Below are 984 nucleotides of genomic sequence, written 5' to 3' on the forward strand. Positions count from 1 at the left end.
CGCGCCGAGCGGGGCGCGGGCCAGAAGGTCACCGGGGGCGACATCGCCGCGCTGCGCTCGGTCGGCGAGCTCTTCCGCGCCCTCGACCACGCCTACGGCGGCGGCCACGCCCGGCAGGCGCTCGTGCGCTACCTGGAGCACGAGGCCGAGTCGATGCTGCGCGGCACCTACGGGGAGCAGACCGGGCGCCGGCTGTTCGGCGCCGTCGCCGATCTGACCCGGCTCGCCGGCTGGACCTCGTACGACATCGCGGCGCACGGGCTCGCCCAGCGGTACTTCGTCCAGGCGCTCCGGCTCGCGCAGGCCGCCGGTGACCGCAGCTACGGGTCCTATGTGCTGGTCACCATGAGCCGGCAGGCCGTCTACCTCGGACACGGCCGGGAGGCGGTCCAGCTGGCCCGGGTCGCGCAGCAGGGCGTCGGGACGGCGGCCCCGCCCGTCGTGCAGGCGCTGCTGCACGCGGTGGAGGCGCGCGGGCACGGGGTGCTCGGCGAGGTGCGGGCCTCCACGGCGTCGCTGGTACGGGCCGAGCGGGCGCTGGAGACGGCGCGGCCGGGGGACGAGGTGCCGCCCTGGGCCCGGTTCTTCGACGAGGCGCAGCTGGCCGACGAGTTCGGGCACTGCCACCGGGACCTGCGGCAGTACCGGGCCGCCGCGCAGCACGCGGAGCGCTCGCTGCAACTGCGCTCGCCGGGGTTCGCGCGCAGCAGGCTGTTCTGCCGGGTGGTGCTCGCGTCGGCGCGGCTCGGGCTCGGGGAGCTCGACTCCGCGTGTGCGCTGGGGGCGGAGGCGGCGGCCGCGGCGGCGGACATGCGGTCGGTGCGGGCGCACGAGTATGTGCGGGAGTTCGAGCGGCGCTTGGAGCCGTATCGCGACGCGGGGCCCGTCCGGGGGTACCGGGACCGCGTCGCCGCCCTGGGCTGACCCCCTCGTCCCCGGGCGGGCGCGGCCCGGTGGGGCTTCCCGCGCAGTTCCCCGCGCCCC

1 pseudogene is annotated in these 984 nt (G+C 77.7%); it reads left to right on the forward strand.

Going from position 1 to position 984, the window contains the following annotated elements:
* Positions 1–924: pseudogene (locus GTW43_RS21745) on the forward strand (regulator); the annotation flags it as partial.
* Positions 925–984: the final 60 nt, after the last annotated feature.

Source organism: Streptomyces sp. SID5785, assembly GCF_009870065.1.
GTDB lineage: Bacteria > Actinomycetota > Actinomycetes > Streptomycetales > Streptomycetaceae > Streptomyces.